This is a genomic window from Streptomyces sp. NPDC030995 (genome assembly GCF_055571215.1).
The window spans coordinates 293,544-313,446 of sequence record NZ_JBVIFS010000003.1 but is presented as its reverse complement, the minus strand read 5'-3'; the positions used below and the strand labels follow the sequence as shown (position 1 = coordinate 313,446).

General features: G+C 70.6%; 19 protein-coding genes. 2 read left to right on the top strand and 17 right to left on the bottom strand.

The genetic code is table 11. The annotated features are described in order from the left end of the window. Window positions 1–58: 58 nt before the first annotated feature. Entirely contained in the window at window positions 59–1,321 is a 1,263-nt protein-coding gene (gene hisS / locus ACZ45T_RS07695) for a histidine--tRNA ligase (protein ID WP_468438479.1), read from the bottom strand. 10 nt (window positions 1,322–1,331) lie between these two features. After that, the gene (locus ACZ45T_RS07690) at window positions 1,332–2,042 is read right to left on the bottom strand and encodes an MBL fold metallo-hydrolase (protein ID WP_468438477.1); all 711 of its coding nucleotides are present in this window, start codon (window positions 2,040–2,042) and stop codon (window positions 1,332–1,334) included. 153 nt (window positions 2,043–2,195) lie between these two features. Here ACZ45T_RS07690 and ACZ45T_RS07685 point away from each other — a divergent pair, with 153 nt between their 5' ends. After that, window positions 2,196–2,984: a peptidylprolyl isomerase gene (locus ACZ45T_RS07685; RefSeq protein WP_468438475.1), complete on the top strand. Its 789-nt coding sequence runs from the start codon at window positions 2,196–2,198 to the stop codon at window positions 2,982–2,984. Between the two features lie 189 nt (window positions 2,985–3,173). After that, window positions 3,174–4,403 (top strand): DUF349 domain-containing protein, encoded by a 1,230-nt coding sequence (locus tag ACZ45T_RS07680; RefSeq protein ID WP_468438473.1) that lies wholly within the window; start codon window positions 3,174–3,176, stop codon window positions 4,401–4,403. A gap of 67 nt (window positions 4,404–4,470) precedes the next feature. Here the strand turns inward: ACZ45T_RS07680 and ACZ45T_RS07675 are convergent, their stop codons facing one another. The 15 genes from ACZ45T_RS07675 to pgsA all read right to left on the bottom strand — a co-directional run bounded on the left by ACZ45T_RS07675 (window position 4,471) and on the right by pgsA (window position 19,855). Further along, window positions 4,471–6,903: a RelA/SpoT family protein gene (locus ACZ45T_RS07675; RefSeq protein ID WP_468438471.1), complete on the bottom strand. Its 2,433-nt coding sequence runs from the start codon at window positions 6,901–6,903 to the stop codon at window positions 4,471–4,473. Between the two features lie 306 nt (window positions 6,904–7,209). Beyond that, window positions 7,210–7,764: an adenine phosphoribosyltransferase gene (locus tag ACZ45T_RS07670; protein WP_468438469.1), complete on the bottom strand. Its 555-nt coding sequence runs from the start codon at window positions 7,762–7,764 to the stop codon at window positions 7,210–7,212. After that, window positions 7,761–8,816 (bottom strand): protein translocase subunit SecF, encoded by a 1,056-nt coding sequence (secF, locus tag ACZ45T_RS07665; RefSeq protein WP_468438467.1) that lies wholly within the window; start codon window positions 8,814–8,816, stop codon window positions 7,761–7,763. Before secF ends, ACZ45T_RS07670 begins: the two co-directional genes overlap by 4 nt. Before the next feature lie 3 nt (window positions 8,817–8,819). Beyond that, window positions 8,820–10,601 carry a protein translocase subunit SecD gene (secD, locus tag ACZ45T_RS07660; protein ID WP_468438465.1) on the bottom strand — a complete coding sequence of 594 codons (1,782 nt, stop codon included), beginning with the start codon at window positions 10,599–10,601 and terminating at the stop codon, window positions 8,820–8,822. 156 nt (window positions 10,602–10,757) lie between these two features. Then, a complete protein-coding gene (gene yajC / locus ACZ45T_RS07655) occupies window positions 10,758–11,204 on the bottom strand; it encodes a preprotein translocase subunit YajC (RefSeq protein WP_468438463.1) in 447 nt (148 codons plus the stop codon). Window positions 11,205–11,370: 166 nt separating this feature from the next. After that, window positions 11,371–12,441: a Holliday junction branch migration DNA helicase RuvB gene (gene ruvB, locus ACZ45T_RS07650; RefSeq protein WP_468438461.1), complete on the bottom strand. Its 1,071-nt coding sequence runs from the start codon at window positions 12,439–12,441 to the stop codon at window positions 11,371–11,373. A 230-nt stretch (window positions 12,442–12,671) separates the two neighbouring features. Further along, window positions 12,672–13,304, bottom strand: a complete 633-nt coding sequence (gene ruvA, locus ACZ45T_RS07645; protein WP_468438459.1) for a Holliday junction branch migration protein RuvA — start codon at window positions 13,302–13,304, stop codon at window positions 12,672–12,674. Next, window positions 13,301–13,837 carry a crossover junction endodeoxyribonuclease RuvC gene (gene ruvC, locus ACZ45T_RS07640; RefSeq protein WP_468438457.1) on the bottom strand — a complete coding sequence of 179 codons (537 nt, stop codon included), beginning with the start codon at window positions 13,835–13,837 and terminating at the stop codon, window positions 13,301–13,303. The genes ruvA and ruvC overlap by 4 nt, the downstream gene beginning before the upstream one ends. 118 nt (window positions 13,838–13,955) lie before the next feature. After that, a complete protein-coding gene (locus ACZ45T_RS07635; RefSeq protein WP_008740481.1) occupies window positions 13,956–14,708 on the bottom strand; it encodes a YebC/PmpR family DNA-binding transcriptional regulator in 753 nt (250 codons plus the stop codon). A 57-nt stretch (window positions 14,709–14,765) separates the two neighbouring features. Then, window positions 14,766–15,359, bottom strand: coding sequence for a pyridoxal 5'-phosphate synthase glutaminase subunit PdxT (gene pdxT / locus ACZ45T_RS07630; RefSeq protein ID WP_468438454.1), 594 nt, complete (start codon window positions 15,357–15,359; stop codon window positions 14,766–14,768). Window positions 15,360–15,366: 7 nt separating this feature from the next. Beyond that, window positions 15,367–16,284: a pyridoxal 5'-phosphate synthase lyase subunit PdxS gene (pdxS, locus tag ACZ45T_RS07625; RefSeq protein WP_215018835.1), complete on the bottom strand. Its 918-nt coding sequence runs from the start codon at window positions 16,282–16,284 to the stop codon at window positions 15,367–15,369. Window positions 16,285–16,462: 178 nt separating this feature from the next. Next, a complete protein-coding gene (locus tag ACZ45T_RS07620; protein WP_468438452.1) occupies window positions 16,463–17,005 on the bottom strand; it encodes a hypothetical protein in 543 nt (180 codons plus the stop codon). 110 nt (window positions 17,006–17,115) lie between these two features. Then, window positions 17,116–18,279, bottom strand: coding sequence for a glycosyltransferase family 4 protein (locus ACZ45T_RS07615; protein WP_468438450.1), 1,164 nt, complete (start codon window positions 18,277–18,279; stop codon window positions 17,116–17,118). Next, on the bottom strand, window positions 18,276–19,190 hold the full coding sequence (locus tag ACZ45T_RS07610) for a phosphatidylinositol mannoside acyltransferase (RefSeq protein ID WP_468438448.1): 915 nt from the start codon (window positions 19,188–19,190) through the stop codon (window positions 18,276–18,278). The genes ACZ45T_RS07615 and ACZ45T_RS07610 overlap by 4 nt, the downstream gene beginning before the upstream one ends. Then, a complete protein-coding gene (gene pgsA / locus ACZ45T_RS07605; RefSeq protein ID WP_468438446.1) occupies window positions 19,190–19,855 on the bottom strand; it encodes a phosphatidylinositol phosphate synthase in 666 nt (221 codons plus the stop codon). The genes ACZ45T_RS07610 and pgsA overlap by 1 nt, the downstream gene beginning before the upstream one ends. Between the last annotated feature and the right edge of the window lie 48 nt (window positions 19,856–19,903).

The following is a 19,903-nucleotide window of genomic DNA, read 5'->3' as shown; positions in this document are numbered from 1 at the left end:
AAAGGACGGGGCCGCGGAAACTTCCCCGGCCCCGTCCCCGTCCCAAGCCCCGCCGCCGTCAGGCCAGGCGCGCCCGGACCGTGTCGACCAGCTCGGCGACCGGCACGGCCGTCTGTTCGCCGGACTCCATGTCCTTCAGCTGCACGACGCCCTCCGCGAGGTCGCGCTCACCGGCGACCACCGTGAGCGGAGCTCCGGACCGGTTGGCGTTCTTCATGTGGCTCTTGAGGCCCTTCGAACCGTACGAGAAGTCGGCCGCGACGCCCGCCTTGCGCAGCTCGGTGACGGCTGCGAAGAGCACCTTCCGGGCCTCGTCGCTCAGCGCGACCGCGAAGACGCTGGTGGCGGCCGGGATGTCCAGCTCGACGCCCTCGGCCTCGAGTGCCAGCACCGTGCGGTCCACACCGAGCGCCCAGCCCACCGACGGAAGCGCCGGTCCGCCGATCATCTCGGACAGACCGTCGTACCGGCCGCCGCCGCCCACCGCGGACTGCGAGCCCAGACCGTCGTGGACGAACTCGAAGGTGGTGCGCGTGTAGTAGTCGAGCCCGCGCACCAACTTCTCGTCGTCCTCGAAGACCACGCCCGCAGCGGTGATCAGCTCGCGGACCTCCGAGTGGTACGCCTTGCAGGCGTCACACAGGTAGTCACGCAGCATCGGTGCACCGACCAGCTGCTTCTGGACGGCCTCACGCTTGTCGTCGAGCACGCGCAGGGGGTTGATCTCAGCCCGGCGCAGCGTTTCCTCGTCCAGGTCCAGGCCGCGGAGGAACCCCTGGAGCGCCTCCCGGTAGACCGGCCGGCACTCGGCGTCGCCCAGGGAGTTCAGCAGAATCCGGAAGTTGCGCAGGCCCAGCGAGCGATACGCCTGGTCGGCCAGGATGATCAGCTCGGCGTCCAGGGCCGGGTCCTCGGCGCCGATCGCCTCGGCGCCGACCTGCGAGAAGTGGCGGTAGCGGCCCTTCTGCGGGCGCTCGTAGCGGTAGTACGAGCCGGAGTACCAGAGCTTGACCGGCAGGCCGCCGGCCTTGTGGAGGTTGGCCTCCAGCGCCGCGCGCAGCACGGAGGCGGTGCCCTCCGGGCGCAGCGCGAGGTTGGCGCCGCCCTTCGTGGTGAGGGTGTACATCTCCTTCGTCACGATGTCGGTGGATTCGCCGACACCGCGCGCGAAGAGGTCCACGTCCTCAAAGCCCGGCGTCTCGACGTATCCGTAGCCGGACTTGCGCAGCGGGCCGGAGATCGCCTCGCGAACCGCCAGGTACTTGGCCGAGTACGGCGGGATCAGGTCGTACGTGCCCTTGGGGGCCTTGAAGGTGCTCACGGATCTCTCGTCACATTCCTCGTCGTGGAGCGGCGGTGCCGTCTCCCAGGCCGGCGGCGACTTCCCGCAGGAACGGGTTGGTCGCGCGCTCGCGGCCGATGGTGGTCTGGGGACCGTGGCCGGACAGCACCACGGTCGAGTCGTCGAGCGGCAGGCACACACGGCCCAGCGATTCGAGCATCTCGGCGTGGGAGCCGCCGGGCAGGTCGGTGCGTCCGATGGAGCCGGCGAAGAGCAGGTCACCCGAGAAGAAGACCGGCGGAATGTCGGCCAACTCGGGCATCCGGAAGGTCACCGACCCCTTGGTATGCCCCGGCGCGTGCGCCACGGAGAAGTCCATGCCGGCCAGCTTCAGGGCGGCGCCGTCGGTCAGCTCGCGGACGTCGTCCGGCTCCCCCACGGTCAGCTCGCCCATGAGCGGCATCCCGATGGAGCGGCCGAGGGCCTTCTCCGGGTCGCTCATCATGTAGCGGTCCTCGGGATGGATCCAGGCCGGTACGTCGTGTGCTCCGCACACCGGGACCACCGAGGCCACATGATCGATGTGGCCATGGGTCAGCACGACCGCGACGGGCTTGAGCCGATGCTTCTTCAGCGTCTCCTCGACACCCTGGGCGGCCTGGTGGCCCGGGTCGATGATGACGCACTCCTCACCGGCGGCGGGGGCGACCACGTAACAGTTGGTCCCCCAAGCCCCTGCGGGGAACCCGGCAATCAGCACGTTCGTCCTCAATCGTCGTCCGGCGGGAGGCTGCAGATCGGAATGCTGCTGCTCAGAGCCTACCGGCGCCCCTCATTACACAGCGAACCCATATACGGTACGGCCTATCCCAGCCCGGACAGCAGTACCCATCACGCACAAGGAGACGACCCGGTGGTCACGAGCGATCAGCGGCGGCGACAGCTCGCCAAGGAGAAGTACGAGCGCCAGCAGAAGCGTCGGGCCGAGGCCCGGCAGAAGGGCCGCCGGCGCGCGGCCGTGATCGGCGCGGCGGTGGCCGTGGTGGTCGCGACGCTGGTCGGCCTGGTCGTGGGCGGCGTCTTCGACAAGGACAAGAAGGACCAGGCGGCGGACCCGTCGGCGAACCCGTCGTCCTCGGCGGCGCCCACGCCCAAGCAGTCCCCCTCGCCGGAGATGGCGATCGACCAGAAGGCGAAGTACACCTTCGCCCTGAAGACCAGTGCCGGCGACGTCAACTTCACGATGGACGCGTCGAAGACCCCGCAGACGGTGAACTCCTTCAAGTCCCTCGCCGACAAGGGCTACTTCGACAACACGAAGTGCCACCGGCTGACGGCCGGCGGGATCTTCGTGCTCCAGTGCGGTGACCCCGAGGGCACCGGCATGGGCGGCCCCGGCTACAACATCCCGGACGAGAACCTGGACTCCCTCGGCAAGGCGAACGAGCAGGGCCAGGTCATCTACCCGGCCGGCACGGTCGCGATGGCCAACACCGGTCAGCCCGGATCGGGCGGCAGCCAGTTCTTCCTCGTCTACAAGGACAGCCCGCTGGCGCCGTCGTACACCCCCTTCGGCAAGATCGACGCGGCCGGCCTGAAGGTCCTGGAGGACATCGCCAAGGCCGGTACGGCCGACGGCGGCCAGGACGGTCCGCCGAAGAACGAGGTGAAGATCGAGAAGGGCACCGTCACCCAGAGCTGACGGGCCCCCGCGGCCCCGGGCCCGGCCGGCCTCCCGTCCGTACGGCGAATTCCGTCGTGCGGGATGCGGACAGCCGGCCCGGCGGTCGCCTATGTTGGCGTTGTGCAGGGCGGGCGCTGCCCGCCCCAGGAAACTGTGGACGATGCCCAGGGGGTGGACCCCTCGCAGGCATCAGGTGGAGGAGGCGCTGTGAGCAGCGACCCGTGGGGCCGAGTCGACGAGACGGGCACCGTGTACGTGCGTACTGCCGATGGCGAGAAGGTCGTCGGTTCGTGGCAGGCGGGCACCCCTGAGGAGGCCCTGGCCTATTTCGAGCGCAAGTACGAGGGCCTGGTGGTCGAGATCGGCCTCCTCGAAAAGCGGGTGCGGACCACTGATCTGTCCGCGAAGGACGCGCAGACGGCGATCGACCACCTGCGTACGCAGGTCGACGAGCACCATGCCGTGGGCGACCTCGACGCCTTGCGCGTGCGGCTGGACAAGCTGGTCGCGACCGTGGAGTCGCGCCGCGAGGAGCGCAAGGTCCAGAAGGCCAAGCAGACGGACGAGGCCCGTGCGGCCAAGGACGCGCTGGTCGTCGAGGCCGAGCAGCTGGCGCAGAGCGACCAGTGGCGCAGTGCCGGTGAGCGGCTGCGCGCCCTGGTGGACATCTGGAAGGGGCTGCCGCGCCTGGACCGCAAGTCGGACGACGAGCTGTGGCACCGCTTCTCGCACGCCCGTTCCGCCTTCTCCAAGCGCCGCAAGGCGCACTTCGCCTCGCTGGACGCGCAGCGCGAGGATGCCCGCAAGGTCAAGGAGAAGCTGGTCGCGGAAGCCGAGTCGCTGTCGAAGTCGACCGACTGGGGTCCGACGGCCGCCCGCTACCGCGAGCTGATGGCGGACTGGAAGGCGGCGGGCCGGGCGCAGCGCGAGTCCGAGGACGACCTGTGGAACCGTTTCCGCGGTGCGCAGGACGTGTTCTTCGCGGCCCGCAGCGAGGTGTTCGCGGAGCGCGACGCCGAGCAGGTGGAGAACCTGAAGCTGAAGGAGGAGCTGGCCGACGAGGCCGAGAAGCTCGTCCCGATCACGGACCTGAAGGCGGCCCGTGCCGCGTTCCGCTCCCTCAACGAGCGCTGGGAGGCCATCGGCCACGTGCCGCGGGACGCCCGGCCGAAGGTCGAGGGCCGGATGCACGCGGTGGAGCGGGCGATCCAGGAGGCCGAGGAGGGCGAGTGGCGTCGTACGAACCCGGAGGCGCGGGCGCGTGCGGCCGGTCTGACGGGTCAGCTCCAGGCGGCCGTCGACAAGCTGCGTGAGCAGATCGACGCGGCGCGCGCCGCGGGCAACAACGCGAAGGCCGACAAGCTGGCCCGGGAACTGGAGGGCCGCCAGGCCCTGCTGGACCAGGCGCTGAAGGGCCTGGAGGAGTTCGGCGGCTGATGTACGTCTGACACGAGGGCCCCGGTACGGATTCCGTACCGGGGCCCTCGTGCGTACCCGCGTACCGCTACGGCCTACGGGCAGAGGTGACGCGGTAGACGTCGTACACGCCCTCCACACCCCGAACGGCCTTGAGGACGTGGCCGAGGTGCTTGGGGTCGCCCATCTCGAAGGTGAACCGGGAGGTGGCCACCCGGTCGCGGGAGGTCTGGACGGCCGCCGAGAGGATGTTGACGTGCTGGTCCGAGAGGACGCGGGTGACGTCGGACAGCAGCCGGGACCGGTCCAGCGCCTCGACCTGGATGGCGACCAGGAAGACCGAGGACTGGGTGGGCGCCCACTCGACCTCCAGCATCCGCTCGGGCTGCTGGGAGAGGGAGTCGACGTTGACGCAGTCCGCGCGGTGAACCGATACGCCACTGCCCCGCGTGACGAACCCGATGATCGGGTCGCCCGGCACAGGGGTGCAGCAGCGGGCCAGCTTGACCCACACGTCGTCGACGCCCTTGACGACGACACCCGGGTCGGCGTTGCTGCGCCGCTTGCCGCGGCCGCGGGCGGGCGGGATCGACTCCTCGATGTCCTCGTTGGCCGCTTCCTCGCCGCCGAGGGCCGACACCAGCTTCTGTACGACTCCCTGCGCGGCCACATGGCCCTCGCCGATCGCCGCGTACAGGGAGGAGATGTCGGGGTAGCGCATCTCGTGGGCGAGGGTGACGAGCGAGTCGCCGGTCAGGATGCGCTGGATCGGCAGGTTCTGCTTGCGCATGGCCCGCGCGATGGCGTCCTTGCCGTGCTCGATGGCCTCGTCGCGACGCTCCTTGGAGAACCAGCCGCGGATCTTGTTGCGGGCCCGCGGGGACTTGACGAAGCCCAGCCAGTCGCGGGACGGGCCGGCGCCCTCGGCCTTGGACGTGAAGACCTCGACCAGGTCGCCGTTGTCGAGCGTGGACTCCAGCGGGACCAGGCGGCCGTTGACCCTGGCCCCTATGGTGCGGTGGCCGACCTCGGTGTGGACGGCGTACGCGAAGTCCACGGGGGTGGCGCCGGCGGGCAGCGCTATGACGTCGCCCTTGGGGGTGAAGACGAAGACCTCGTTGCGGGAGAGGTCGAAGCGCAGCGAGTCGAGGAACTCGCCCGGGTCCTCGGTCTCCTTCTGCCAGTCCAGCAGCTGGCGCAGCCAGGCCATGTCGTTGACCGTGTCCTGGCCGGCGCTGCCCTTGGCGGCCTGCGGGACGTCGGTCCGTACCTTGGAGGTGCCGGCGACGGTCTGCTGCTTGTACTTCCAGTGCGCGGCGATGCCGTACTCGGCGCGGCGGTGCATGTCGAAGGTGCGGATCTGCAGCTCGACGGGCTTGCCGCTGGGCCCGATGACCGTCGTGTGGAGCGACTGGTACATGTTGAACTTGGGCATCGCGATGTAGTCCTTGAACCGGCCGGGGACCGGGTTCCACCGCGCGTGCACGGTGCCAAGGGCGGCGTAGCAGTCCCGGACGGTGTCCACCAGCACCCGGATGCCCACCAGGTCGTAGATCTCCGCGAAGTCGCGGCCGCGGACGATCATCTTCTGGTAGACGCTGTAGTAGTGCTTCGGGCGGCCCGTGACGGTGGCCTTGATCCGGGCGGCTCTGAGGTCGACCATCACCTCGTCGGTGACGACGGCCAGGTACTCGTCCCGCTTGGGCGCGCGCTCGGCGACCAGACGCACGATCTCGTCGTACATCTTCGGGTAGAGGATCGCGAAGGAGAGGTCTTCGAGCTCCCACTTGATGGTGTTCATGCCCAGCCGGTGTGCCAGCGGGGCGTAGATCTCAAGGGTCTCGCGGGCCTTCTTCTCCTGCTTCTCCCGCTTGAGGTAACGCATGGTGCGCATGTTGTGCAGCCGGTCGGCGAGCTTGATGACCAGGACGCGCGGGTCCTTGGCCATCGCCACGACCATCTTGCGGACGGTCTCGGCCTGGGCGGCCTCGCCGAACTTCACCCGGTCGAGCTTGGTGACGCCGTCGACGAGCAGGGCCACGGCGTCGCCGAAGTCGCGGCGCAGGTCTTCGAGGCCGTACTCGGTGTCCTCGACGGTGTCGTGCAGCAGACCGGCCATCAGGGTGGCCGGGTCCATGCCGAGCTCGGCGAGGATCGTGGTCACCGCGAGCGGGTGGGTGATGTACGGGTCGCCGCTCTTGCGCTTCTGGCCGCGGTGCCAGCGCTCGGCCACCTGGTAGGCCTGTTCGAGCTGGCGCAGCGTCGACGTCTCGATCTTCGGGTCGTTGCTGCGGACTATGCGGAGCAGGGGCTCCAGTACCGGGTTGTACGGGTTCGAGCGCTGCACGCCGAGCCGGGCGAGACGGGCGCGCACCCGGTTGGAGGACCCGGCCGACTTCGCGGGCGCGGGCTTGACCGGCGGCGCCGGCGGAGCCGGCGGGGGCGTGGCGGCGGCCGCCGTGGCCTGCTCGGCCTGCGGGTCGGGCTGCGCGGCGGAGATTGGCTGGACCTCGTCTGGCAAGAGCGCTCCTCAGCGGATCCGGTGCCCGTGTCCGGTCCGGATAACCCATCGTAGCGAGGCTTGCGCCCCGTCGTTTCCCCGAGCCTCCTTCGAGTGCGGGTCCGCTGCCGGGGCTCCGCCCCAGACCCCGCGCCTCAAACGCCGGCGAGGCTGAAATATAGCCCCGCTGGCGTTTGAGGCGCTGGGGGTCCCCCCGACGCAGCCAGGGGGAGGGTCCGGGGGCGGCGCCCCCGGACAACGGCGGCGCAGACGAAAGCGGCGGGCACCCGGGATGTCCCGGATACCCGCCGCTTCGCGCAGCAAGGGTCAGACCACGATCAGCGCGTCCAGCGGCGCAGCCCCAAGGGCGCTGGCCAGCTTGGCCCGCCCCGGGAGGAACGACAGTTCCATCAGCACCGCCACGCCCGCGACCTCGGCCCCGGCGCGCCGGATGAGCGAGAGCGAGGCCTCGGCGGTACCACCGGTGGCCAGCACGTCGTCGATGACCATGACCCGGTCACCGGCCGCCAGATCCTCCGCGTGGACCTCGATCTCCGCGGTGCCGTACTCCAGCTCGTACGACTGCGCGAGCGTCGCGCCCGGCAGCTTTCCGGCCTTGCGTACCGGCACGAAGCCGATCCCGGCCTGTACGGCCACCGGAGCCGCCAGGATGAACCCCCGCGCCTCCAGCCCGACGATCTTCGTCGCGCCGTACAGCCCGGCCAGTTCCACCAGGGCCCGCGTCAGCGCGGCGAACGCCTCGGGGTCCGCCAGCAGGGGGGTGATGTCCTTGAACATCACGCCCTGCTTCGGGTAGTCCGGCACGTCCTTGATCCGGCTGAGCAGCAGCGCCCGGACGTCCTCGGACAGGACCTCGGTCACCGCCGCCGCCCCGACCGGCCCTGCGCCACGACCTGCGGCTCGTCCTCGGCCTCGTAGGCCTCGTCCGGGGACTCGCCCTTGGCCGCCGCGGCCGCCCGCTTCGCGAGCACCCGCTTCTTCAGCGCCTTCATCGCCGGCTCGCGCTCCTTGAGGTCCACGACCAGCGGGGTCGCGATGAAGATCGAGGAGTACGCACCGGCCGCGAGGCCGACGAACAGCGACAGCGAGATGTCGTTCAGCATGCCGGCGTCAAGGAAGCCGCCACCGATGAACAGCAGGGCCGCGACCGGGAGCAGCGCCACGACCGTGGTGTTGATCGAGCGGACCAGCGTGCCGTTGATGCTGCGGTTGGCGATCTCGCTGTACGTCCAGCGGGTCTGCTTGGTGATGTCCTTCGACCCCTCCTTGAGACCGTCGAAGACGACGACGGTGTCGTAGAGCGAGTAACCGAGGATCGTCAGCAGACCGATGACCGTACCGGGGGTGACCTCGAAGCCGACGAGCGCGTAGATGCCGACGGTGATCGTGAGGTCGTGGATCAGGGCGATCAGTGCCGCGACCGCCATCCGCCACTCGAAGGCGATGGCCAGGTAGATCACCACGAGGATCATGAAGATCCCGAGGCCCGTCCAGGCCTTGTTGGCGATCTGCTCGCCCCAGCTGGGGCCGACCAGGTCCGCGTTGATGTCCTTCTCGGTGACCTGGAGGTCGGTGGCGAGCTGCTTCTTCACGGTGGTCGCGGAGTCGGTGTCCAGACCGGAGATCTGGATCCGCAGGCCGCCGGTGCCGAGTTCCTGGACGATCGCGTCGTGGCCGGAGGCCTTTTCCGCGTCCTCCGTCGCCTTGGCGACCGAGACGGCCGTCTTCGGGGTGGTGAAGACGGCACCGCCCTTGAACTCGATGCCCATGTTGAGGCCCTGAACGGCCAGGGCCACGATCGCCGTGATGGTGATCAGGATGGAAACGCCGTACCAGAGAAAGCGCTTGCCGACGAAGTCGTAGCCGACCTCACCGCGGTACAGCTTGGCGCCGAGATCTCCCAGCTTCGACATCTCTCACGCCTCCTTTGCGTCGACGGGGGCGGGGGCGGAACCGGTACGGCGGGACCGGCGCAGCGGGGGCTTGGCGCCGAGCCGCTTGGGGTCGAGCCCGGACCACGGGTGACCGCTGGCGAAGAACTTCGTACGCGCCAGCAGCGTCATGACGGGCTTGGTGAAGAGGAACACCACGACCACGTCGAGCACGGTGGTCAGACCCAGCGTGAAGGCGAAGCCCTGCACCTTGCCGACGGTGACGATGAACAGCACCGCAGCCGCCAGGAACGACACGAAGTCGGAGACCAGGATCGTGCGGCGGGCACGGGGCCAGGCGCGCTCGACGGCCGGACGCAGGGTGCGTCCCTCGCGGATCTCGTCCCGGATGCGTTCGAAGTACACGATGAACGAGTCCGCCGTGATGCCGATCGCCACGATCGCACCGCAGACGGCGGGCAGGTTCAGCGCGAAGCCGATGCCCTTTCCGAGCAGCGCCATGATCGTGTAGGTCAGGATCGCGGAGACCAGGAGGCTGACGATCGCGACGAGCGCCAGGCCCCGGTAGTAGATCAGCAGGTAGAGCACCACGAGGAGGAGGCCGATCGCGCCCGCGATCAGGCCGGCCTTCAGCTGCTCGCCGCCGAGCGCGGCGGTGACGGTGGTGACGCTGTCCTCCTGGAAGGACAGCGGCAGGGCGCCGTACGAGAGCATGTTGCCCAGGTCCTGCGCGGACTGCTGGTTGAAGCCGCCGGAGATCTCGGCGTTGCCGCCGGTCAGCGCCTGGCTCACGGACGGGTCGGAGATGACCTCGCCGTCGAGCACGATCGCGAACTGGTTCTGCGGCATCTGCTTGGTGGCCAGCTCACCGGTGATCTTGGCGAACTTGTCGGCGCCCTTGTCGGTGAACTGCATGGTGACGATCCACTGACCGCGCTGCGGGTCGATGACGCCCTTGGCGTCCTTCACGTCCTGGCCGTTGACCTGCGCCGGACCGAGGACCCACTTGCCCCAGGCGTTGCCGCGCTTGCCACAGGCGAGCATCGGCTCCTCGGGCTTGGCGCCCTTGCCTGCGGCGGCACGCTGCGCCTCGTCGTTGCAGTCCAGCGCCGCGAACTTCGCCTGCAGGGCGGCGGCCGCCGCCTCGTCGCCCGTGGGCGGCGTGGAGGCGGAGGGGGACGGAGCCTTGTCGTCTGCCTTCTTCGACTCGCTCGCCGAGGGCGAGGGAGTGGGCGCGGCCGGGGCCTTGAGGGCCTCGCTGAGCGCGCGGCCCTGGGAAGTGGCGCTGGACGACGGGGTGGCCGAGGGACTGGTCTTGCCGTCCCCGGCCTTGGGGGCGCCGGAGCCGCTCGCGGAGGGGCTCGGGCTCTGGGTGCCCTCGGGGGCGACCGGGGCGCCGTCCGCGAAGGCCAGGACCGGGCGGAAGTACAGCTGGGCGGTGGTACCGACCTGCTGACGCGCCTGCTCTTCGTTCGTCCCCTTGGGGATGTTCACGATGATGTGGTCGCGGCCCTGTGTCTGGACCTCGGCCTCCGACACGCCGAGCCCGTTGACGCGGCGCTCGATGATGCCGACCGCCGTGTTCATGTTGGTCTCGTTGACGGCGCTCTCTTTGCCGGGCTCGCTCTTGGCCTTGAGCGTGATGCTCGTGCCGCCGGCGAGGTCGATGCCGAGCCGGGGAGTCGTCTGCTTCGAGAGGAACATCCCCGCGGTGAGCGCCACCATCGCGATCAGGATGATCGCCAGGGCGCGCCCCGGCCTCCCCTGAGCCCCCGTGGGCCGCCGGCCCTTCTTCGGTGCTGCCACCTTGTCGTTTCTCCCTGTCCAACCGCCCCGCGCCGGGTCAGCGCGCGGACGGCCACGAAAATGTGTGGTGGGGACCCCTGCCCCCCGCAGAAGTGGGTCACTGACCGGGGCCGCGACGGTCGCCGGTCTGACGCCCTCGCGGTCCCCGGCCGAGCGCTACTTCGCGCCGGCCTCGCCGTCTGCCTTGCCGTCCTTGGGCTCGTCGTCGCCCTCGGGGGCGTCCTTCTTGCCCAGGTCGAGCTTCGGCGCCTCATCCTCGCCCTTGGTGAGGGAGGAGGCGTCGTCCGGGACGACCGGCGTGTCGGTCGTCACGTCATCGCCGATGCCGTGGACGATGCGGTTGTACTCCGCATCCTCGAGAACGGCGCCGATGGCGTTCTTGGCGAAGATCGCGTGGACGCCGGGAGCCACCTCGAGGGTGACCGTGTCGTCACCGATCTCCTTCACCGTGGCGTACATGCCGCCGATGGTGCGGACCCCGGTGCCGGGCGTCATGTGGTCGCGCATCTGCGCGGCTGCCTGCTGCTTCTTCTTCGCGGAGCGGGTCATCAGGAACATCGCGCCGATGAGCACGATGAACGGGAGGAGTGTCATGAGACTCACGGGACGGTGATCCTTCGCACGACCGCACGCGGACGGCGGCCTTTTCTACGGGGGGTGGGCATACCGACCCGAAGGGTCGGCATCGGCGGAGTCTAGGCGAGTCCGCACCGATGGAACAACGCCCAGCATGGCACCGCAGTTCCTGAGGGGGCGAACCTCCGCGCCGTCAGGCCCCGAACAAGCCCTGTTGTCCGCTTGATCCGCTCCCGCCGTGCTGCGGCGGAACAAGCCCCAGGTGGGCCCATGCGGCGGGCGTCGCGACCCGCCCGCGGGGGGTACGCGCGAGCAGCCCCTCCCGTACCAGGAAGGGCTCGGCGACCTCCTCCACGGTCTCCCGCTCCTCGCCGACGGCCACGGCGAGGGTGGACAGCCCGACGGGCCCGCCGCCGAACAGCTTCAGCAGCGCCTCCAGCACGGCCCGGTCCAGCCGGTCGAGCCCGCGCGCGTCCACCTCGTACACCTGGAGGGCGGTACCGGCCACCTCGCGGGTGATCACCCCGTCGGCCCGTACCTGGGCGTAGTCGCGGACGCGGCGCAGCAGCCGGTTGGCGATGCGCGGGGTGCCGCGGGAGCGCCCGGCGATCTCGGCGGCGCCGGCGGTGTCGATCTCGACGTCGAGGAGGCGGGCGGAGCGGTGGATGACGCGCTCCAGCTCCGCAGGGGCGTAGAACTCCATGTGCCCGGTGAAGCCGAAGCGGTCCCGCAGCGGGGGCGGCAGCAGGCCGGCACGGGTGGTCGCCCCGACGAGGGTGAAGGGCGGCAGCTCCAGGGGAATGGCGGTGGCGCCCGGCCCCTTGCCGACGATCACGTCGACGCGGAAGTCCTCCATGGCCATGTAGAGCATCTCCTCGGCGGGCCGGGACATGCGGTGGATCTCGTCGAGGAAGAGCACCTCGCCCTCCTGGAGGGAGGACAGGATGGCGGCGAGGTCTCCGGCGTGCTGGATGGCGGGGCCGGACGTGATCCGGATGGGCGCGCCCATCTCGGCGGCGATGATCATGGACAGCGTGGTCTTGCCGAGGCCGGGCGCGCCGGAGAGCAGGACGTGGTCGGCGGTGGCTCCGCGCTGGCGGGCCGCCTTGAGGACGAGGTCCAGCTGCTGGCGGACCTTCTCCTGCCCGACGAACTCACCGAGGTCCTTGGGCCGCAGGGCCGCCTCGACGGCCGTGTCCTCGCCGTCTGCGGCGGCCGCCACCAGGCGCTCGGTCTCGGCGTCGGTCTCGTCGTCCCAGTTCACGGTGTCAGTCTGCCTTCTCGGTTCGTACGGTGGTCTGCCGGGTGCGGGCCGGTCCCTGCGGGGCACTCCCCCACCCCGCCCCTTCGCCGTGTCCCGGGCTCCGCCCGGACCCGCGCCTCAAACGCCGGCGAGGCTGAATACTCCAGCCCCCGCCGACACAATCCAGCCCCGCCGGCGTTTGAGGCGCGGGGGTCCGGGGGCCGGCCCCCGGCAACGGCGCCGCACGGGCGTCACCTGGCGCGGTTCAGGGACTGGAGGGCGGCCCGCAGGAGCTGCGGTACAGGGGCCGAACCGCCGGCGGCGATGGCCGCCTCGGCCTGCGGCGTCACCGCCGAGACGGCTTCGTCGGCCTCACGGGAGGCGTATCCGAGCCCGATCAGCGCCGCGGCGAGCTGCTCCGTCCACGGGGCCGGCCCCGACGCGGCGGCCCGCTGCGCCCCCACCAGGCCGCTCGAACCCAGCGGGGCGCCCAGCTTGTCCTTCAGCTCCAGCAGCAGCTTCTGCGCGCCCTTCTTGCCGATGCCCGGCACCGCCGTCAGCGCCTTCTCGTCCCCCGTGGAGACGGCCAGCCGCAGCGCGTCCGGGCTGTGCACCCCGAGCATCGCCTGCGCCAGCCTCGGCCCGACCCCGCTCGCGGTCTGCAGCAGCTCGAAGACCTGCCGCTCGTCGTCGTCGGCGAAGCCGTAGAGCGTGAGCGAGTCCTCCCGTACGACCAGCGACGTGGCCAGCCGGGCCTGCTCCCCCATCCGCAGGCCGGCGATGGTGTTCGGCGTGCACTGCACGGCCATGCCCACCCCCCCGACCTCGATCACGGCGAGGGTGGGGGCGAGCGCGGCGACCGGGCCGCTGACGAAGGCGATCATCGGGTACGGCCTTTCGAGCCAGAGGCATGCAGGGCGACCGCCTGCTGGAGGCGGTTCTGGGCGGGGGCCCGCCAGATGTGGCAGATGGCGAGGGCGAGGGCGTCGGCGGCGTCCGCGGGCTTGGGCGGTTCGGCCAGCCGCAGCAGGCGGGTGACCATCGCGCCGACCTGCGCCTTGTCGGCCCGGCCGCTGCCGGTGACGGCGGCCTTGACCTCGCTCGGGGTGTGCAGGGCGACCGGTATGCCGCGGCGCGCCGCGCACAGCATGGCGACGGCGCTCGCCTGGGCGGTGCCCATCACGGTGCTGACGTTGTGCTGGCTGAACACCCGCTCCACGGCGACGACTTCGGGCCGGTGCGCATCGAGCCATTCCTCGATGCCCTGCTCGATGGCGACCAGCCGGTGGCCCAACTCGGCGTCCGCGGGCGTCCGTACGACCCCCACTCCGAGCATGGTCAGGGGGCGGCCGGCGACACCCTCGACGACGCCGACACCGCACCGCGTCAGCCCCGGGTCCACACCGAGTACGCGCACTCGCCCACCCCTGCTCTTCGATCATCTGTCCGTCCGGTGCAGGCTATCGGGCACCACTGACAAAGCGGCGGGGCGACAGGGTGTGTCCTGTCGGCCCGCCGCGAAGACGCGTGACGCTTTAGGCGTCGACCTTCTCCATGACCTCGTCCGAGACGTCGAAGTTGGCGAAGACGTTCTGCACGTCGTCGCTGTCCTCCAGCGCGTCGATCAGCTTGAAGATCTTGCGCGCGCCCTCTTCGTCCAGCTCGACCTGCATGGTCGGCAGGAAGTTGGAGTCGGCCGAGTCGTAGTCGATGCCCGCCTCCTGGAGCGCGGTACGGACCGCGACCATGTCGGTGGCCTCGCTGATGATCTCGAAGCTCTCGCCGAGGTCGTTGACCTCTTCGGCACCCGCCTCGAGCACCGTCTCCAGCACGTCGTCCTCGGAGAGCTCGCCCTTGGGCAGGAGGACGACACCCTTACGGTTGAACAGGTACGAGACCGAGCCCGGGTCGGCCATCGAGCCGCCGTTGCGGGTCATGGCGACACGCACGTCGGACGCGGCACGGTTGCGGTTGTCGGTGAGGCACTCGATGAGCACCGCGACACCGTTCGGACCGTAGCCTTCGTACATGATCGTCTCGTAGTCGGCGCCGCCGGCCTCGAGGCCGCCGCCGCGCTTGACCGCGGAGTCGATGTTCTTGTTCGGGACCGAGCTCTTCTTGGCCTTCTGGATGGCGTCGAAGAGCGTCGGGTTGCCATCGATGTCGGCGCCGCCCATACGGGCCGCGACCTCGATGTTCTTGATCAGCTTCGCGAAGAGCTTGCCGCGCTTGGCGTCAACCACGGCCTTCTTGTGCTTCGTCGTAGCCCATTTAGAGTGGCCGGACATCTGCCTGTCTCCTTCGCGTCACCAACAGTGTTCGCCTCAGATCCTACCGGGACGCCGTTACAGCCCCGCGCGCACCATGTCGACGAAGTACGCGTGAACGCGGTCGTCGCCGGTCAGCTCGGGGTGGAACGAGGTCGCGAGGACGTTGCCCTGGCGCACGGCGACCGTGTGGCCGTCGTACGTGGCGAGCACCTCGGCGGCGCCGCCGACGGACTCGACCCACGGGGCGCGGATGAAGACGCCCTCGACCGGGCCGTCCGCTATGCCCGCGAAGTCGATCTTCGCCTCGAAGGACTCGTTCTGACGGCCGAAGGCGTTGCGGCGGACGATCATGTCGATGCCGCCCAGGGTCTCCTGGTCCTCACGGCCGTCCAGGAGCTTGTCCGCCAGCATGATCATGCCGGCGCAGGTGCCGTACACGGGCATGCCTGCGGCCACGCGCTCGCGCAGCGGCTCCAGCATGCCGAACAGCACGGCGAGCTTCGACATGGTGGTGGACTCGCCGCCGGGGATCACCAGGGCGTCGACCTCGGCGAGCTCCTCCGGACGCCGGACCGGCCTGGCCACGGCGTCCGCCGAGGCCAGGGCGATCAGGTGCTCCCGTACATCGCCCTGGAGAGCCAGGACACCGATGACTGGGGTGTTCGTCATGACGTGATTACCAGCCGCGGTTGGCGTAGCGCTCGGCCTCGGGGAGGGTGTCGCAGTTGATGCCGACCATGGCCTCGCCCAGGTTGCGGGACGCGTCCGCGATGATCTTCGGGTCGTCGTAGAAGGTGGTGGCCTTCACGATGGCGGCGGCGCGCTTGGCCGGGTCGCCCGACTTGAAGATGCCGGAGCCGACGAAGACACCCTCGGCGCCGAGCTGGCGCATCAGGGCGGCGTCGGCCGGGGTGGCGACGCCACCGGCGGAGAACAGCACGACGGGGAGCTTGCCGAGCTCGGCAACTTCCTTGACGAGCTCGTACGGGGCGCGCAGCTCCTTGGCGGCGGCGTACAGCTCGTTGTTGTCGAAGCCGCGCAGCTTGGCGATCTCGTTCTTGATCTGACGCAGGTGGCGGACGGCCTCGACGACGTTGCCCGTGCCGGCCTCGCCCTTCGAGCGGATCATGGCCGCGCCCTCGGCGATGCGGCGCAGGGCCTCGCCCAGGTTGGTGGCGCCACAGACGAAGGGGGTGGTGAACGCCCACTTGTCGGAGTGGTTGACCTCGTCGGCCGGGGTCAGGACCTCGGACTCGTCGATGTAGTCGACGCCGAGGGACTGCAGGACCTGGGCCTCGACGAAGTGGCCGATGCGGGACTTGGCCATCACGGGGATGGAGACGGCCTCGATGATCTCTTCGATCATGTTCGGGTCCGACATGCGGGCGACCCCGCCGTCCTTGCGGATGTCGGCCGGGACCCGCTCCAGGGCCATGACGGCCACGGCGCCGGCGTCCTCGGCGATCTTCGCCTGCTCGGCGTTGACCACGTCCATGATCACGCCGCCCTTGAGCTGCTCGGCCATGCCGCGCTTGACGCGCGAGGTGCCGATGGCCGACTCGGCGGACTGGGGGGAGGTGGGAAGCGTGCTCACGGATTGACCTCACTCGAAGTGAACTCGAAAAGGGACGGGTACTACTGGCAGAGGAAACCCCACCGATCAGGCCACTACAAGGGCCAATGTGGAGTCAGTGGCTCTTCCACTTGTCCCCGGCGGCCCTGGCCCGCCCCTTGCGTTGCCCCCATCTTGCCCTGGCCCGCCCCTTGCGGCCCTACGCGGGCCGGTCGGCCAGGTCCACCGGAGGCTCGTCGTCCATTTCGAAGGCGAGCGGGAAGGGGGCGTGGCCCGCCAGGCGGAACCAGCGGACCTTGCGGTGCCTGCGCAGGGCGCGGGCGGCCCGTACGGAGTCATTGTGGAACCTGCGCGCCATGGGCACCCGGCGAACCGCCGCGGCCAGCTCCTCGGTGGCCCCGGCCCCACCCGGAGCCGCCTTCAGCACCTCGACCTGGGCGGCGTCGGCGAAGACCGCCCGCAGCGCCTGGCTGAGCTCGCTCTCGGCGACCTCGCGGTGCTCCTCCTCGGCCTGCCGGGCGGCGTGCGCGGCCTCGTACAGCACCAGGGAGGAGGCGGGGTCCAGCACCCCGGAGGTGGCCACCTCCAGCACCACGGAGGCCCGCCGCACGAGCTGCGCGTCGAGCGCGGCCTTCGCGGCGTCCATCCGCGAGTGCAGCCGGTCCAGCCGGCCGGCGGTCCAGCTGAGGTAGACCCCGATGACACCGAGAGCCAGGGCAATCCAGACAAGGGTTTCGATCACGCTGCGCGACCCTACCGCTCCACGCGCCCCCGGTGCCCATCGCCCCTCACCGGCCCGCCGCGGGATCCGTCAGGGTCGTGATCCGCCGGCTGGTGCCGCCGGGACACCCCCTACGCGTCCCGCGAGAAGCCGAGCCGGGTGCGCAGCGGCACCCGCTCGTCCGTGTCGACGGCCGTCGCACCGTCCGTCACCGTCTCGTAGACGGCCAGGATGTCCGCGCCGACCGTGGACCAGTCGAAGCGCCGGACGTGCGCCGAGCCGCGGGCGCTGAGCTGCGCGCGGCGGGCCGGATCGCGCAGCAGGGTGATCGCCGCCGTCGCCAGGGCGTCGGCGTTCTCGTTGGCGAAGAGGTCGCCCGCCCCGCCCTGGTCCAGGACCTGCGCGAAGGCGTCCAGGTCCGAGGCCAGCACCGCGGCACCCGCCGACAGCGCCTCGACCAGGATGATGCCGAAGCTCTCGCCGCCCGTGTTCGGGGCGACGTACACGTCGACGCTGCGCAGCAGCCGCGCCTTGTCCTCGTCCGAGACCATGCCGAGGAATTCGACGCGCGAGCGGAGGTCCGCGGGCAGCGAGGCCACCGCCTCCTCCTCGTCACCGCGGCCCGCCACCAGGAGCCGTACGTCCGGACAGGCCTCCACGATCTTGGGGAAGGCCGCCATCAGCACGGGCAGGCCCTTGCGCGGTTCGTCGATGCGGCCGATGAAGCCCAGCGTCCCGCCGGACCACTCGGCCTTCGGCTCGGCCTCGGCGAAGAAGTCCACGTCGACCCCGTTCGGGATCACCACCGCGTCCCCGCCGAGGTGCTCCACCAGGGTGCGCCGCGCGTACTCGCTCACCGCGATCCGTGCGCTGATCTTCTCCAGCGCCGGCTGCAGAATCGGGTACGCGGCGATCATCGCGCGGGACCGCGGGTTCGAGGTGTGGAAGGTCGCCACGATCGGCCCCTGCGCCGCCCAGCAGGTCAGCAGGCCCAGCGAGGGGGAGGTCGGCTCGTGGATGTGGATCACGTCGAAGGAGCCGTCCTGCAGCCAGCGCCGCACCCGGGCCGCCGACAGGAACCCGAAGTTCAGCCGGGCCACCGAACCGTTGTACGGAACCGGCACCGCCCGCCCCGCCGAGACGACGTACGGCGGCAGCGGGGTGTCCTCGTCCGCCGGGGCCAGGACCGACACCTCGTGGCCGAGGCGGATCAGGTGCTCGGCCAGGTCGCGGATGTGGAACTGGACCCCGCCCGGCACGTCCCACGAGTACGGGCACACGATGCCGATCTTCACTGCGCGCGCTCCCCCTGATCGGTCAGGTCGTCCAGCCACAGCCGCTGCAGCATGTGCCAGTCCTCCGGGTGCTCGGCGATGCCCCACGCGAAGACGTCCGCCACGGCCTGGGTCATCGCGGCGGTCTTCTCGACCCGGGTGCCGGTCCTGGGCTCCTCCACCTCGGCGTGGATCCGGCCGTACATCTTCGGGGTGTCCCCGTAGTGCAAGGTGGCCGGAAGCAGTACCGCGCCGGTCTGCTGGGCCAGCAGCGCCGGGCCGGCCGGCATGCGCGCCGTGGAGCCGAAGAAGTCCACCTCGACCCCGGAGGCCGACAGGTCCCGGTCCGCGACCAGGCAGACCATGCCACCGGAGCGCAGCCGGCGGGCGAGGGTGCCGAAGGCGGCGCCGCCGCTGTGCGGCAGGACCTCCATGCCCAGGCTCTCCCGGTAGGCCACGAAGCGGTCGTAGAGGGACTCGGGCTTGAGCCGCTCGGCGACCGTGGTGAAGGGCACTCCGACGTGTCCGATGGCCCAGGCCCCGGCGAGGTCCCAGTTGGCCAGGTGCGGCAGGGCGACGATCACCCCGCGCCCGGAGGCGAGGGCCTCGCGCAGCAGGTGCTCGTCCTTGAACTCGACGTCCGTGCTGAACCGCTTCGGGTCCATCGTCGGCAGCCGGAAGGACTCCATCCAGTACCGCATGTACGAGCGCATGCCGGCCTTGGAGAGCTCGCGCAGCCGCTCCGGCCCGGCCTCGGGCACCACCCGCGCCAGATTCGACTCCAGCCGCAGCACGCTCTTGCCGCGCCGCTTCCACGCGAAGTCCGCGATCCGCCGCCCCAGGGCCACCGCGGCCGGTTCGGGCAGCTTCTTGACCCCGGCCCAGCCGAGCCCGTACAGCCCGTCGACCAGCTTGTCCTGCGCGGTGCCCATCAGGCCGCGCCGCCCTCGGCGGTCGCGGCCTCGGCGTCGGCCTCCGCCGACTCGCGGCGTACGGTGACCACCCGCTGGATCAGCGTGACGAGCGAGCCCACCGCGACGACCCACAGGGCGATCGGCAGGAGCACCCCGATCCAGGACGGCACCCCGAAGGTCTCCAGGCCCGACAGGCCGGCCGCGACCAGCGAGATCACCAGGCGCTCGGCCCGTTCGATGAGCCCGTTGACGGCCACCGGCAGCCCGATCGACTCGCCGCGCGCCTTCGTGTACGAGACCACCTGGCCGCTGGCCAGGCAGAAGATCGCCACCGCGCACAGCACGTTGTCGTTCCCGGAGCCCGCGTACCAGAGCGCGAGACCGCCGAAGATCGCCGAGTCGGCCACCCGGTCGAGGGTGGAGTCGAGGAACGCTCCCCAGCGGCTGGAGACCCCGGCCTGGCGGGCCATGTTCCCGTCCACCAGGTCGGAGAAGACGAAGAGGGTGATGGTGATGGTGCCCCAGAAGAACTCCCCCCGGGGGAAGAAGACCAGCGCTCCCGCCACCACTCCGGCCGTGCCGATCAGGGTGACCGCGTCCGGGCTCACCCCCCGCCGGAGCAGAAATGCGGCGAATGGCGTGAGAACACGCGTGAAGAATGCACGCGCGTACTTGTTCAGCATGGCCTTCCCGGAGGGTCGCTGGGCCGCACGGCCACCACGGCCACCGGC